The sequence below is a fragment of the uncultured Rikenella sp. genome (genome assembly GCF_910579375.1).
Taxonomy (GTDB): Bacteria; Bacteroidota; Bacteroidia; order Bacteroidales; family Rikenellaceae; genus Rikenella.
The window spans coordinates 1-14788 of record NZ_CAJTUJ010000038.1; the positions used below are offsets into that span (position 1 = coordinate 1).

Genomic DNA, 14788 nt, shown 5'->3' on the forward strand with positions numbered 1-14788 from the left:
CCCGGCGCGAAAACCGGCTACGGTTTTCGCGCCCGAAGAACAGTTGCAGCCCAAAACTCGCCCCAGCTCTCCGCCCCGTGTTCGCTTCACTGCGGCTCCGCTTTCGCTCCGCCGCGTTTCCGCGCGCCTTGCGCGATTCATTCTCTTTCGGTTCGCCGCCGAAATAGTTGAATCGCTCCTTAAGGCGGCGGCGCGCGGCGAGCTTTGCCCCGTCTGAAACTGTCGCTTTCTTGAAAGAAAGCGACGCAAAGAACTTTCGACGGATGCTGGCGCATCCTCAACCTGCCCACGGCCTTAACCAACGCGGCAGCCTCAGCCCCAAGCAACCGGCAGTCAGCCCCAGCCCGAGAACCACAGATACAACGACCTAAAAGTCAAAGAAATACCCATGAACTCCTTTTTCAAGACCTTTTTTGCCAGCCTGCTCGCCATCCTCGTGAGCGGCATCTTCTTTTTTCTGTTCAGCCTCTTCGTATTCGCCGGACTGCTCAGCGTGCTCAGCTCCTCCGGCTCGCGCAGCCAGAAAGGGAAGAGCCACCTGCAACCCCATAGCATCCTGCACATCGACCTCTCCCGCCCCATCGTCGACAAACCCGTCGACAACGCCCTCGCCCTGTTCGACTACAGCGCCCTCAGCTTCCGGCACCAGACCACCCTGCTCGACGCCGTGAGCCGGATCGAACTCGCCGCCCAAGACCCCCGCATCGACGGCATCTACCTCGAAATGCCCATGGCCCTTCCCACCTCCCTCGCCACCCTCTACGAACTCCGGCAAGCCCTGACCACCTTCCGCGAGAGCGGCAAATTCATCATCTCCTACGCCGACCTCTACTCCCAAGGCAGCTACTACCTCGCCACCATCGGCGACAAAATCTACCTCAACCCCCAGGGCGGCCTCGCCTGGGAAGGACTCTCCGCCAACGTCCTGTTTTACAAAGGCCTCCTCGACAAACTCGGCATCCGCGTCGACCTCATCCGCCACGGCCGCTTCAAAGGCGCCGGCGAACCCCTCATCCTCGACCGGCTGAGCGACGAAAACCGCCAGCAACTCACCTCCATCACCCACTCCACCTGGGACTACCTGTGCCAAGAGATCGCCCAGTCCCGGGAATTGAACCCCGACAGCCTCCAAAGCTACGCCGACCGGCTCGCCGTCGCCACCCCCCGGGACGCCCTTCGCCTCCGGCTCGTCGACAGCCTCCTCTACCGCGATGAACTTCGCGACCAACTCAACACCCTGATCCACAACACCGACGACCCATCAGACGATCCCCGCCTCATCCCCCTCGCCGACTACCACGGCAACCCCGCCACCCCCTCCGCCGACCTCCTCGGCAATCCCGACTCCGATAACGGAATCGCCATCGTCTACGCCTCCGGCGACATCGTCGACGCCGGCGACCCGAACGAACAGATCGTCGGCAACACCCTCGCCGCGACCCTCGGCGAAATTCGCCGCGACCCCGACATCCACGCCGTCGTCCTGCGCGTCAACAGCCCCGGCGGCAGCGCCCTCGCCTCCGAAATCATCTGGCGCGAAGTCCGCCAGCTCCGCCAATCCGAAAAACCCGTCATCGTCTCCATGGGCGACTACGCCGCCTCCGGCGGCTACTACATGAGCTGCGACGCCGACTACATCCTCGCCGCCCCCACCACCCTGACCGGCTCCATCGGCGTCTTCGGTCTGGTCGTGAACCTCCAGGAAGGCGCCTCCCGCCACCTCGGCATCACCTCCGACGGCGTCCGCACCGCCCCCGGCGCCGACATGGGCAACCCCTTCCGTCCCCTCAGCCCCGCCGAACGCCTCTACATCCAGAACGGCGTCGACAGCGTCTACAACCGCTTCCTGCAAGTCGTCTCCGAAGGGCGCAGCCTCAGTCTCGACACCGTCGACACCCTCGCCGGCGGACGCGTCTGGACAGGCCTCCAAGCCACCGAACACCGCCTGACCGACGCCACCGGCACCCTTCGCGACGCCATCCGTCTCGCCGCCCAGCGAGCCGGCCTCTCCGACACCGACTACGCCATCCGGCAATACCCCGAACCCGAAGAACCCACCTTCGCCACCCTGCTCGGCTCGCTGAGCGGCAGCATCGTCGCCCGCCTCGGCCTCGGCAGCAGCCCCTCTGCCGCCACCGGCCCCCGCCTGCTCGACCGCGAACTCGAACACCTCCGGCCCCTGATCCCCCGGAGCGGCATCCAGGCCTCCATGCCCTTCACCCTCGAATGGCGCTACTGAGCAAAAAAGTGAACGAATATAAACCCCATGTTGTAACACAATCGGCCCTACGACTACTTCTCGCACCGATTATGTATAAATGTTACAATAAAGTTACTATATTCTGTTTAAAAGTTACAACATTTTATTGTAACTTCCCGCCTCCGCCCTCCCGTTTTCACCCCGCCGCGCGAGCCCCCCGGAGATACCGCACAACCGACTCGTAACCAATATAATAGCACATTGAAACTGCTCGGACAAATACTGGCCGCCCCGTTAGCCTGGCTCTACGGCGGCGTGATCGACATCCGCCACCGGCTGTTCGACTGGGGCGTGCTGAAGAGCCGCGAATTCGACATCCCCATCATCTGCGTGGGGAACATCACCGTCGGCGGCACCGGCAAGACCCCCCACACCGAACTCCTCATCGAGCTGCTCTCCAGCGAGTTCCGCGTCGCCGTCCTCTCGCGCGGCTACAAACGGAAGACCAAAGGCTTCCTGCTCGCCACAGTGACCAGCTCCTTCAAGAAAGTCGGCGACGAACCCAAACAGATCAAACTCAAGTACCCCGACATTCCCGTCGCCGTCTGCGAACGGCGCGTCGAGGGGATCGAACGGCTGCGCGAAGCCCATCCCGAGGTCAACCTCATCATTCTGGACGACGCCTTCCAGCACCGCTACGTCGAACCGTGGGTCAACATCGTCCTGATGGACTACCACAACCCGGTCTACGAAGACCGGATGCTGCCCCTCGGCCGGCTGCGCGACCGCCCGGCGCAACTCTCGCGGGCCCAGATGGTCGTCGTCACGAAGTGTCCCGAGGAGATGAAACCCCTCGACTACCGGATCGTCAGCAAAAACCTCGACCTTTATCCGTACCAAAGCCTCTACTTCACCCGGATGGTCTCGCAGCCCCCCAAACCGCTCTATCCGGCTTACGGTCAGCCGGATACGCTGCCCGAAGGGACGCCGGTGATCGCCATGGTCGGGATCGCCAACCCGACCCGTTTTCTGGCCGGGCTCGAATCCCGCTACGACCTGCGGCAGACATTCGTCTTCCGCGACCACTACACCTTCAAGATGAAGGACATACACGCCGCCGAAGAGGCCTTGTCCGGCTGTCCGCCCGAGACCGTCGTGGTGGTGACCGAGAAAGACGCCGTCCGGCTCATGAACAGCCGGAAAATCAGCGACGACTTCAAACGGAGACTCTACTACGTCTCCATCCGCGTGGAATTTTTGGAAAACCGGGAGAGCGACTTCCGGCGACAATTGGAACAATATGCCAGAGAAAATCAGAAATACAACGTCCTTCATCCGGAATAGACTGGGAATCAGCCCTTCGACCCCGCCCGAAGTCGGCATCGTGCTGGGCTCCGGCTTAGGCGCGCTGACCGAGCGCATCGAAGTGAGCTCCACATTGAGTTACAGCGAGATACCGGACTTTCCACGCTCGACGGTCGAGGGACACAAAGGGCGCTTCATCTACGGAGTGCTGGGCGGTCGTCGGGTGATCGCGATGGAGGGGCGGGTGCACTACTACGAGGGGTATCCGATCCGGGAGGTGGTCTTGCCGGTGCAGGCGATGTGCGACCTGGGGATCGGCACGCTGATCGTGTCGAACGCGGCGGGCGGCCTCGACCCGCGTTTCTCAGCGGGCGATATGATGGCGATCGAAGACCACATCAACCTGATTCCGAACCCGTTGATCGGGCCGAACGATCCGGAGGCGGGCGTGCGGTTTCCGGACATGAGCGAGCCGTACGACCGGCAGCTGATCGCCCAGGCCCATCGGGTGGCCGAAACGCAGGGAGCGGTTCTGCATCAGGGGGTTTATGTGGGGACGACCGGGCCGAGCTACGAGACGCCGGCCGAGGTACGTTATTTCCGCCAGATCGGCGGCGATGCGGTGGGGATGTCCACGACGCCGGAGGTGATCGCAGCGCGACACCGGGGGGTTCGCATATTCGGCCTCTCGCTGATCACGAACGTGCTGACGGGGACGGGGGTGAAGCTGACGCACGACGAGGTGATCGCCGCGGGTCGTGAGGCGACGCCGCGGATGTGCGCCTTGGTCGAACGCTTCGTCGCGGAGTTGTAAACTCTCTCCAAAGTATTGACACATCTTTTCCAGCCCTTCGGCAACCTTTTGTCAATTGCCGGGAGTTCGGTCTTGTGGCAGTCCTGGCGAACGGTACGAGCCAATCCGGTGGATGTCTTGCGCAAATAGGTCCGAAACGATCCGATGGCGGAAACCCATCCGCGGGTTCCATACAGGATATCATATAAAGGAGTATCTTTGTATGGTAAATCGAAAGACCGTGGACTACCGACAGATTATCGAAAAAATCAGGGAGATGTATCCCGCCTATGCCGCACAGGGGTTCGTACCGCTGCATGCCGCGACCTTCTCCGGGAACGAAAAAAAATACCTGAACGAATGTATCGACACCACGTTCGTCTCCAGCGTGGGTGAATTCGTCAACCGATTCGAACGGGATATGGCGACTTATACCGGCGCTGCCAGAGCCGTGGTGTGCGTCAGCGGCACCAATGCCTTGCACATGGCCCTGATGCTGGCCGGCGTGGAGCGCGGAGACGAGGTGATCACCCAACCGCTGACCTTTATCGCCACGGCCAACGCGATCTCGTATTGCGGAGCGCATCCGGTATTCGTGGACGTGGATCGCGACACCATGGGCCTCTCACCGGCCCGAATGGGCGAATGGCTGGCCGGGCATGCCGCGGTACGGGACGGGCAGTGCTACAACAAAGGGACGGGCCGACGGATCAAGGCTTGCGTACCGATGCACACCTTCGGCCATCCGGTACACTTGGACGAGTTGGTCGCTGTGTGTCGGGAGTGGCACATCGAGCTGGTGGAGGATGCGGCAGAGAGTGTCGGATCGCTCTACAAAGGACGGCACACCGGTCTTTTCGGCCGCGTCGGCGTGCTGAGCTTCAACGGAAACAAGACCATTACCACCGGCGGCGGCGGAATGCTCCTCTTCAACGAAGAAAATATCGAACTGGCCGAACGGGCCAAACACCTGACCACCCAAGCCAAAGTGCCGCACCGTTGGGAATTCGTACACGATGCGGTGGGGTACAACTATCGGATGCCGAACATCAATGCCGCCTTGGGATGTGCGCAATTGGAATGCCTTCCGGCCTATATCGACTCCAAACGGGCCGTAGCTGCGGAATATGCGGCCCACTTCTCCAACCACCCTGCGAATATCGAATTTTTCGGCGAACCGGCGGATACCCGGAGCAACTATTGGCTGAACGCCGTGATTCTGCCGGATCACGAGGCACAGATTGAGTTCCTGACCCAAACCAATGACAACGGCGTGATGACTCGTCCGATTTGGGAGCTGATGAACCGCCTTCCGATGTTCGCCGGATCGGAATGCGGCGACCTTTCCACCGCCGAATGGTTCGCTGACCGCATCGTCAACATCCCCAGCTCTGTACGACTATGACACCGCTTATCCTGATCGGCGGCGGGGGCCACTGCAAATCGGTGATCGAAGCCGCAGAGTCTTCCGGCCAATGGAAAATCGCAGGCATACTCGACACGGCGGATAAAGTGGGGACAACCGTCTTGGGCTATCCGGTGATCGGCACCGATGATGATCTGTCGACCTTCGTCGCTTCGCAACCCGACACCCGGTTCGTCATCACCGTCGGACACATCAAGACCGCAGAGATACGGCGACGGATTGCAGCCCGTGTCATGGAAGAAAAAGGCCTATTCGCCACCATCGTCGCCTCGACCGCTCACGTCTCCCGACACGCCGTTCTGGGTGCGGGAACCGTGGTGTTGCACGGCGCCATGGTCAATGCCGGGGCGGTAATCGGAGAGGGATGTATCATCAATACGTTGGCCAATATCGAACATGACGCTACGGTCGGCGATTACTGCCACATCTCCACCGGCGCCATGGTCAACGGCGACTGCCGGATCGCGCCCGGGGTTTTCCTGGGATCCCAGTCCGTGATGTTGAACGGCATCTCGATCAACGCACCCGATAGTATCATCGCCGCCGGCTCTTTCGTGCGCAAGACCTTGAAAGAACCGGGCATCTATGCCGGAAATCCGGCCATACTCATGAAACGACTATGAGGACACTGATCATCGCCGAAGCCGGCGTAAACCACAACGGCTCCCCGGAGCTGGCCCGGCAGCTCGTCGACGCGGCGGCGGCGGCAGGGGTAGACTATGTCAAGTTCCAGACCTTCCAGGCCGACAAACTGGTAACCCGAACCGCCCGGCAGGCTGCCTATCAAAGCCGCAATCTCGGTCACGGCGAAGAGTCGCAGTACACCATGCTCAAGCGGCTCGAACTCTCGGCCGACGACCACCACGCACTTGTATCTCATTGCCAGGCCAGAGGTGTCGGCTTCCTCTCCACCCCGTTCGACCTCTCCAGCATCGACTTTCTCGCCTCACCGCCAATCGGGCTCTCCTTTTGGAAAGTCCCCAGCGGCGAAGTGACCAACTTTCCCTACCTGCGCGCCATCGGGCGAACCGGCAAACCGGTCGTCCTGTCCACCGGGATGGCCACGCTCGACGAAATCGAAGCGGCTATCGACGTGCTGACCCGCTTCGGGACACCGCGGAACGGGATTACCCTGCTGCACTGCACCACCGAATATCCCGCGCCAAAAGACCAGGTCAATCTGCGTGCGATGCAGACCATGCACGAACGGTTCGGCCTGCCCGTCGGCTACTCCGACCATACCGAAGGGATCGAGATACCCGTAGCAGCGGTGGCGATGGGGGCGACCGTGATCGAAAAACACTTTACGCTCGATCGGAGCCTGCCCGGGCCGGATCACAAGGCCTCGCTCGAGCCGGACGAGCTCAAAGCCATGGTGCGGCAAATCCGGGCCGTGGAATCGGCCTTAGGCAACGGCACCAAAGAGCCGACGCCGGCCGAACGACCGAATATTCCCATCGCGCGCAAATCGATTGTGGCGGCAACGGCGATTAAGCGGGGAGAGCTGTTTACGGAGGAAAATCTCACGGCCAAACGGCCCGGGACGGGACTCTGCCCGATGCGCTGGGAATCCGTTGTCGGACAACCGGCCCCGCGAAATTTCGAACCGGACGAACCGATCGAATTATGAAAAAAATCTGCATAGTCACCGGCACCCGGGCCGAATGGGGGCTTCTCACGCGCCTGGCCGGGCTGATTGCGGCCGATCCGGAGTTGCAGCTGCAAATCGTGGCCACCCACATGCACCTCTCGGCCCGATACGGCGAGACCAGTAAAGAGATCGAATCCGACGGATTCGCCATTGACTACCGCGTGCCCACGATCGACGAAACCGCGACCGAAGATACCCCGCAGGAGACCGTTATGGAGATGAGTCGCGCCTTGAGCGGGTTCGCGCGGGCGTACGATGCGCTAAAGCCCGACCTGATTATCGTGCTGGGGGATCGATACGAGATTCTGTGTGCGGTGGAGGCGGCGTTGATCTTTCGGATTCCCGTGGCCCATCTGCACGGCGGAGAGATCACCGAGGGAGCCTTCGACGACGCGATACGGCACGCGATCACGAAGATGTCGCACCTGCACTTCACCTCGACAGAGGCGTATCGGCAACGGGTCATCCAGCTGGGCGAAGATCCTGCAACGGTATATAACGTGGGCGCGATCGGGGTGGACAATATACGGCAGATACCTTTGTGGTCTCAGGCACAGACCGAAGAGAGCCTCGGAGGGTTCCCGATCGACCGGCAGACCTTGCTGGTCACCTACCATCCGGTGACACTCGACGAACAGTCCGATGCCGAACAGCAAATCGACGCCTTGCTGGGGGCTCTGGACGACACCATGCGCACCCGTGCCGGCGTGCGGGTCATCTTCACGATGCCCAACTCGGACACGGGCAGCGGGGTTATTGCGGAGCGGATACGAACATGGTGCGCCGAGGCGAGCCGGAACAAGCGGTGCGTATGGTTCACCTCATTGGGATTAAAACGCTATCTGTCCGTCTTGCAATATATCGGCGGGGTGGTGGGGAATTCGAGCAGCGGGATCGTCGAAGTGCCGAGCTTCCGGATTCCGACGATCGATATCGGCGACCGGCAGCGGGGACGGATCGCGGCACCGTCGGTCGTGCACTGCGGAACGACACAAGAGGAGATTATTGAAAAATTATCGTTACTTTTAACAGGCGGGATTCCGGCCACCGGCTTCAACCCTTACGAACGGCCGGACACGGCGATACGCATTTACGAAACGATCAAAAAACACCTGGGCGGGCAGGCCTTAGCCGTACAAAAGCATTTCCACGACCTGCCGCACACGACGACGGAATGAGAGACCACACACGACATATTATCCCCCAGACCGCTACCATATTGGACGCCGTGCGGAAACTCAACGACATTTCGGCCGATTTGTCACTGACCCTGTTTGCCATCGAAAACGATACGGGACGAGTGGTCGGAACCGTAACCGACGGCGATATACGACGGGCCATATCGAACGGATGCGGGTTGGAAAGCTCGATTCAGGAGGTGATGAATCCTCATTTCACGGCGATTCGCGAGCGAGATTTCAGTGTGCAGACTTTGCGACATATCAAGGAACGGCAGCTCAAACTCGTTCCGGTTCTGGACAGGGAGGAACGCATCGTGCGGGTGGTTAGTTTCGCAGGCGGACGGTCGTTCCTGCCGCTCGACGCCGTACTGATGGCGGGCGGCAAAGGAGAACGGCTGCGGCCCTTGACACTGGAGACCCCGAAACCGCTGCTGTCGGTAGCCGGGAAACCGATCATCGACTATAACATCGACAACCTGCTGCGACACGGGATCGAACATATCAACGTCACCGTCAATTACCTGGCAGAACAGCTCGAAACGCACTTCGCACAGCCGAAGGGAACGGAGGGGGTTCGCGTTCGGTGTGTGCGCGAACCGGAATACCTCGGCACGATGGGTTCCGTGAAATTCATTCCCGACTGGCACAACGACACGATTTTGGTGATGAACTCCGACCTGTTCACCAATATCGACCTAGAGGATTTTTACCTCCATTTCAAAAAGCACGATGCGGATATGAGCATCGCCGCCGTTCCGTACAACGTCAACGTACCCTACGGGATCTTCGAAATCGAGAACACGCGCGAGATCAAAGGCATCAAGGAAAAACCCAACTTCCATTATTACGCCAACGCCGGCATCTACCTGCTCCGACGCACGGTGCTCGACCAGATTCCGGACGGTGTTTTCTACAACGCCACCGACCTGATGGAGGCACTGATTGCGCAGCAGAAACGAGTCATCCGCTATCCGTTGTCCGGCTACTGGATCGACATCGGCAAACCGGACGACTTCCGCAAGGTGCAGGAGTTGGCCCAGCACATACACAAACAATAAAGGCGGTTCATGAAACTACTTGTCATCATTCCCGCTCGTGGAGGCAGCAAAGGACTACCCGGGAAAAACATACGGCCGCTGTGCGGTAAACCGTTAATCGGTTATTCGATCGAGTTGGCACGAACGATTGTTTCCGACAAAGATATTTGCGTATCAACCGATGCACAAGAAATTATCGACGTTGTTGAAAGATACGGATTGTATGTGCCATTTGTACGACCAGCCCACCTCAGTACAGACACAGCCACAACAAACGACGTCCTGGTACATGCGCTAAACTTTTACCAACAGCAAGGACGGGAATACGATGCCATACTGTTACTTCAGCCCACCTCTCCATTACGTACTGCAGCACAAGTGCATGAAGCATTGGCACTTTACGAGACCCATCCGGGAATAGACATGGTGGTATCCGTCAAAAAATCCCATGCTGCTGCCGTCATCAGTCATGAAAATGAAGAAGGGTGGCTGATTCCCACACTCAATACACATAGTGGACCCAGACAGCAAATAACGTCATATTACGAATACAACGGAGCGATCTACATAATCAATCCGATCTCGTTACAAAAAAAAGGCATTCCAAACTTCACAAAACGGTTGAAATACGTCATGTCGGAAGAAACATCTTATGACATAGACTCCTTGACGGATTGGCAAATTGTTGAACATTTCATGCGCAACAAATAAGATTGCTATATTAACATCAACAACGAAACCACATTGTACTTTATTTTTATTTGACTTCATGTGTCATATCGCTATCATAGGCGCCGGACAATTAGGCAGTCGGCATTTGCAAGGATTGAAATCGGCACGATTACCCATGCGTATCCAAGTCGTGGACAGCTCACAAGCAGCATTGGATACAGCACGAGATCGTTATGAACAAATCGAAACCAATCCACAGATACATTCGATTGATTATCTGACTGATATGGATCAACTGGATGCTGAAATCGATCTGGTAATTATCGCGACCGGTTCGAAACCTCGTGCGACAATTTTAAAAGAGCTTCTATCCAAGAAACGAGTTTCTTACTTGTTACTGGAAAAAGTTCTTTTCCCGGATTTAAAATCCTATCACACGATTCACGATTTACTTCAGGATAAAGGTTTATCGGGTAAGACATGGATAAACTGTACCCGTCGTCTATTTCAAGGATACCAGTTGTTACAGAAAGAGTTGCAGAATTATACAGGAATAATCACATATGAAAAGAACGGTTCGAATTGGGGGTTGGGATGCAACACCATCCACTTCATCGACCACTTCGCATTCCTGACCGGCGACACAGACATACAACCGTTCGATCTCAGCGCACTGGATCCGGAGATACAGGCAAGCAAGCGCCCTGGATACGTCGAATTTACAGGAACAATAACCAGTTCGACGAAACGAGGCAATATCCTGCACATCACATCGTCGTCCCGGGACGATGTGGCGTCACAACTGATTATTTCAACCGACCAGGCACGGTACGAGATCAACGAGACCAGCGATACCATCACAAAAAACGGGCAGTTCTGGGGAAATATCGGCATGAAATACCAAAGCCAATTGACCGGACTCGTAGCCGAACAAATCTTGCAACAAGGAATTTGCGCTCTGCCTTCTTATACTGAATCGGCACGACTGCACCTGACCTTCTTACAGCCTCTAGTGAAATTTTATAATAATTCAACGGGAAAAAACGGGGATAATTGCCCGATAACATAAACACGACAAAGATGATTTGGTTGATCGGAGTAGGCAACATGGGCCGCGAGTACGCGAAAGTCCTCGCAGCATTACAATGTGAATACACGGCCATAGGACGAGGCGAAAACTCGGCGACAGCATTCCAAGCAGCTACGGGGCACAATGTGGTAAAAGGAGGGTTAGAGACCTTTCTGGCCTCCGCTCCGAAACTTCCTGAAGCAGCTATCGTAGCCGTAGGCATCGATCAACTCGCAACGACCGCCCGACAGTTGATGGACTACGGCGTACAAAAAATCCTGCTCGAAAAACCCGGAATCGGCGCTTTACACGAGATCGATGTTTTGTGCGAACAAGCAGAACGAAACGGCTGTATGATCGCCTTGGCGTATAACCGACGCTTTTATAGCTCGGTCTTCAAGGCCGAAGAAATAATCAACAAAGATGGGGGCGTGATTGCATTCAACTTCGAGTTTACAGAATGGACTCACACCATCCATCCGGATAATTATGCCGAAATCGCATGCCGACACTGGCTACTGGGTAATTCATCGCATGTGATCGACACTGCATTTTTTCTGGGCGGACAACCCGAACGCCTCAGTTGTTATCTTGCCGGCGAGAGGCTACTTGACTGGCACCCGTCCGCAACAGTCTTTGCCGGTGCAGGGGTTACACAACAGGGCGCTTTATTTAATTACGGTGCCGCTTGGCAGTCGCCGGGGCGGTGGGTGATCGAGATGCTGACTCGAAAGCACAGACTCTATTTCAAACCCATGGAGACACTCCAAATACAAGAAATCGGGTCGGTGACGGTTAATCCGGTTGAAATCGACAATCGACTCGATGTCGACTTTAAACCGGGATTTTATCTGCAAACCCAGGCTTTTCTGGCGGGAGATTACACGCGTTTTTGCACCGTGGCACAACAAAAAGAACACATCGAACGGTACTATAAAGCAATGAGCGGATATACCGATTAAAACACCCCCTCCTGCTTATACTTTCAGAAAAAACGGGAACCTTGAATCGACAGGTTCCCGTTTTTTGTACGCATCACGGAGCACCCCATCCCTTAACGCCGCAATCGACTGCGTATCAACTGCATCATGCGCGATGTCAAAGTACGCATTCCCTCCGTCGAGAGCAACATTACACCAAAAAGCAACAGGGCAAAAAGAGCCGTGACAGTCAACGAATAGAGGAACCAAACGCCGTATCCCGCCGCCGGGTCGACCGGACAATAACGATTCAACCATCCGATTAAAACAAATACTCCGGCCAGAATCAATACATGAACTCCCACCCGCCGCCAATATCTCCATACGGACAACCGGAAACCCTTGCTAAACAGAAAATAAGGTTTCCAAATCACCACGATCGCCAACATACTCAGGGTGGTTCCCAACAAAACCCCGTTCAACCCCCAGAAATGACCTAACAACACGGAAAATCCCGCGTTCAATCCGGCCTCCGTAATCGGCGCCCAGGTATCATAGAACAAGCCGTAAGCCATGTTGAAACTATCGGCCACACGGGTAAACATGATATAGAGGTTCAACAGGATCAGAGCCACCGTACCCGGCGGCAAGAGATACTCCGCCCCCAACCACAGTTGAATAAACGGATTCAATCCGAACCATAGCGCCCCGACCAAAGTGCCTCCTACCCAATAACGCAGGGCGAATATCTCTCGAAACACTTTTTGGATCCGGTTCTCATCTCCCTCGGCCACCAGCTGGCCGATCCCGGCATCGGCGCTCCCCAAAAGCTGCGAAACCAGCAACTGCACTTTCGACACGATCAGCGTATAGTTCGTATAGTACGCTACTATCGTCAACGATGTATAGGCATAGACGAATACCGGAGAAAGATTGAACAGTGCGGTCGCTCCTATCCTGTGAACGAAAATCTGTTTGGTATATTTAATCAATTCCGGATACGCTTTCAGCAACTGTCGTCCGTTCTGGACCGCGGTTTTCAACCACGGGTAGGCCCGGTCGATACGCCGGTTCAGAATCCAACTATAGATAAACGAAAATCCGATCTCGATCCCTACCCAATAATACGGATTGGAGGTGCGATACAGCACGGCCATCTGGATCAAGAGCCGCAAGATATTGGCACTTTGGTAATAAGCGGTCACCACATACTGCCGCTGATCGGCATTCAGCAACAACTGCCGGTAGTTGACAAAATACCCCAGTACGGCTCCCACCAAATAGCTCAAATAGGTAAAATAGATGAGCAAATTGCTGAACGGCGCACTTTCCAGGATCCAGGGCAGAAAAACAGCCAATACGACCGCTCCGGCAATCACCACCAAGCCAATCTTGCGATAGACATAGCCTAATACCGAAACGATTTGATTAATCCGCTCCCGATCTCCTTCGACCAGCGGTTTGTAGAGCATATACCCCACCGCACTCCCCACTCCCAATTCCGCCAGATTGAGCAATCCGAGCAGATTGGAAAGCGTCGAGGTCATCCCCACAAAATCGTCTCCTAACTTTTCGAGAAAGATTTTTCTCGAAAAGAAAGTCGCAGCCAATACCAAAAAATAGAAAATCAGATTGGTACGGGCATTGAGGAAACTCTTATGCGCTCTGGATCTAATCGTCATCCACAAAAAAGAAACGATTTATGTTTTCTTAACCGCAAAGATCGTTTTATTTCTCGAAATGTCATATAAAGTCGCGGACTAAATCGAAACAACATCAAATGTAGTTTCTCGCGCGACGAGAACAATCGACCCACATACGGATTCCGCCCATTCTCTGGAACGACCTGGAGTTTCAAACGTTTGTGCACCTCATACAAAACCTTCCTATCCGGCTCATCGGAAGTTCCCAGGTAGCTCGTCACCGTATTGAATAATGTACGGATGACGATATAATTAATTACCGAAGCATATTTTAATTCCAGACCCTTCGACTGCATATAATCCAATTGCAGATCCAACGATTTGAAGCGGTCAGCTATCCGCATAGAATTACGCTTTCGCGTGGTGGAATCTGAATTATCAAAATAATAATATAAAGATTGGGGTAAATGGGCATATGTCTCTAAAACCACTCCCAATATCGTATTAAAACAGTTGTCTTCGTAGAAAATTTGTTCCGGAAACCGTAAATGGGTACGTTCCAGCAGTTCTCTCCGAATTAATTTACACGAGATGCTTCCTGTGGTCAAAATCACCTCCGGACGGGTTTGTTCTGTAATTGTCCCATATATGTCACTGCGGTCTGGTAATTTACCAAGCTGTACTCTACCCAGCTGATTGACTATCTCATAATCACAGGATACAACCTCTACCTTTGTTTCTTTCGCTTTGTTATATAGTTTCTCAAACATTTGGAGATCGACCCAATCGTCCGCATCCACAAAACCGATATATTCTCCTCGCGCGATTTCGATTCCTCGGTTTCGTGCTCCTCCCTGACGGACATTCTCTTTCAAGTCGATCACCACTACG

The 14788-nt window shown here is 55.7% G+C and carries 13 protein-coding genes; 11 read left to right on the forward strand and 2 right to left on the reverse strand.

What is annotated here, in order from left to right; translation table 11 throughout:
* The first annotated feature begins 388 nt into the window (after positions 1-388).
* The 11 genes from sppA (at position 389) to QZ302_RS05120 (ending at position 12296) form a co-directional block, all read left to right on the forward strand.
* Positions 389-2239: a signal peptide peptidase SppA gene (sppA, locus tag QZ302_RS05070; RefSeq protein WP_294593210.1), complete on the forward strand. Its 1851-nt coding sequence runs from the start codon at positions 389-391 to the stop codon at positions 2237-2239.
* Positions 2240-2461: 222 nt separating this feature from the next.
* Positions 2462-3544, forward strand: a complete 1083-nt coding sequence (lpxK, locus tag QZ302_RS05075; RefSeq protein ID WP_294593212.1) for a tetraacyldisaccharide 4'-kinase — start codon at positions 2462-2464, stop codon at positions 3542-3544.
* Positions 3501-4319: a purine-nucleoside phosphorylase gene (locus QZ302_RS05080; RefSeq protein WP_294593214.1), complete on the forward strand. Its 819-nt coding sequence runs from the start codon at positions 3501-3503 to the stop codon at positions 4317-4319. Before lpxK ends, QZ302_RS05080 begins: the two co-directional genes overlap by 44 nt.
* 256 nt (positions 4320-4575) lie before the next feature.
* Positions 4576-5703 carry a LegC family aminotransferase gene (locus QZ302_RS05085; protein WP_294593236.1) on the forward strand — a complete coding sequence of 376 codons (1128 nt, stop codon included), beginning with the start codon at positions 4576-4578 and terminating at the stop codon, positions 5701-5703.
* Positions 5700-6347: an acetyltransferase gene (locus QZ302_RS05090; protein WP_294593216.1), complete on the forward strand. Its 648-nt coding sequence runs from the start codon at positions 5700-5702 to the stop codon at positions 6345-6347. The genes QZ302_RS05085 and QZ302_RS05090 overlap by 4 nt, the downstream gene beginning before the upstream one ends.
* A complete protein-coding gene (neuB, locus tag QZ302_RS05095; protein WP_294593218.1) occupies positions 6344-7354 on the forward strand; it encodes an N-acetylneuraminate synthase in 1011 nt (336 codons plus the stop codon). Before QZ302_RS05090 ends, neuB begins: the two co-directional genes overlap by 4 nt.
* A complete protein-coding gene (gene neuC / locus QZ302_RS05100; protein WP_294593221.1) occupies positions 7351-8553 on the forward strand; it encodes a UDP-N-acetylglucosamine 2-epimerase in 1203 nt (400 codons plus the stop codon). Before neuB ends, neuC begins: the two co-directional genes overlap by 4 nt.
* Complete coding sequence (locus QZ302_RS05105; protein WP_294593223.1) at positions 8550-9614, forward strand: nucleotidyltransferase family protein; 1065 nt, start codon at positions 8550-8552, stop codon at positions 9612-9614. Before neuC ends, QZ302_RS05105 begins: the two co-directional genes overlap by 4 nt.
* Before the next feature lie 9 nt (positions 9615-9623).
* Complete coding sequence (locus QZ302_RS05110) at positions 9624-10304, forward strand: acylneuraminate cytidylyltransferase family protein (RefSeq protein ID WP_294593225.1); 681 nt, start codon at positions 9624-9626, stop codon at positions 10302-10304.
* 58 nt (positions 10305-10362) lie between these two features.
* On the forward strand, positions 10363-11334 hold the full coding sequence (locus QZ302_RS05115; protein WP_294593227.1) for a Gfo/Idh/MocA family oxidoreductase: 972 nt from the start codon (positions 10363-10365) through the stop codon (positions 11332-11334).
* 11 nt (positions 11335-11345) lie between these two features.
* On the forward strand, positions 11346-12296 hold the full coding sequence (locus tag QZ302_RS05120) for a Gfo/Idh/MocA family oxidoreductase (protein ID WP_294593229.1): 951 nt from the start codon (positions 11346-11348) through the stop codon (positions 12294-12296).
* Between the two features lie 92 nt (positions 12297-12388).
* On the opposite strand, the gene QZ302_RS05125 is transcribed toward QZ302_RS05120, so the two are convergent.
* Both QZ302_RS05125 and QZ302_RS05130 read right to left on the reverse strand, forming a co-directional pair.
* Positions 12389-13936 carry a sugar transporter gene (locus tag QZ302_RS05125; RefSeq protein WP_294593231.1) on the reverse strand — a complete coding sequence of 516 codons (1548 nt, stop codon included), beginning with the start codon at positions 13934-13936 and terminating at the stop codon, positions 12389-12391.
* On the reverse strand, positions 13933-14788 hold an 856-nt coding region (locus QZ302_RS05130), incomplete at its 5' end, for a glycosyltransferase family 2 protein (protein ID WP_294593234.1). The genes QZ302_RS05130 and QZ302_RS05125, both read right to left, overlap by 4 nt.